General features: G+C 46.9%; 1 protein-coding gene. It reads right to left on the reverse strand.

Going from position 1 to position 908, the window contains the following annotated elements:
• A partial coding sequence (locus ACFFIT_RS13095) for an Ig-like domain-containing protein (protein WP_385878358.1) occupies nt 1-908 on the reverse strand: 908 nt, incomplete at both ends.

Raw genomic sequence — 908 nt, forward strand, 5'->3', positions numbered from 1 at the left:
ACGTGTCACTTCAGTATCATTGAGGTAAATGATGATGGTTTCACCCGCACTACCACGACCGGTAATAGTCGGTGTATTGTCATTGGTTAAGCCATCTGGTTGGACAATGGTATTACCCCCTACATCATCAACTAACGTATCTAGGGTTGGAGTAGACGGTTCTGATGCCAACACGTTAAAGTTCCATGCTGAACTCATCGGCCCTTCAACACCCGCTTTACTGACGCCCGCCAGTTTAAAGTTATGCATGCCGCCGCTTAGGTTAGCAGGTGGTGTATAACTCCATGTGCCATCAACATTCACAGGGATAAGTTTGCCAATGAATTGACCATCTTGGTAAACTTTGATGAACGCGGTGTTAGCATCGGTCACTTTACCACGGTACTCAGGCAATCTGTCATCGGTTGTACCCCCTTTAGCGATAAGACCTTGGACATCACCTACGTTGTCGTAAAGCTCAATGCTAGACTCATTCACCGCACCTGGTGCACTCGTGTCGACCGTGAAGGTCACACTGAGTTTCTCACCTGGCGTACCGACACGGTTCACCGGTGCCACCGCAATGGTATTCTCACCTGCCGCCAAGTTATTCGGTAAATTATATGTCCAAGTGTTGTTTGTGACTTTCGCACGACCCACTTCTTGTGTGCCCACATAGATAATCACTTCAGTCACACCCGCAGGCGCACGACCTTCTAATGTTGGTCTGATGTCATCAGTCACATCACCATTTTTGATTGGCCCTTGGATTTCACCTACATCATCAAGAATCGTTAAATCATTGCTAGACAAGCTCGCAGGAACGCTGGTGTCTACATCGATAGCAAATCCAGTACTTTCCTCACTCACATTACCCGCTGCATCTGTGACGGTAATAACAAAGTTATGAATACCATCATCTAACTCAA

It is taken from the genome of Thorsellia kenyensis, from assembly GCF_042432445.1.
In the GTDB taxonomy this organism is placed as follows: domain Bacteria; phylum Pseudomonadota; class Gammaproteobacteria; order Enterobacterales; family Thorselliaceae; genus Thorsellia; species Thorsellia kenyensis.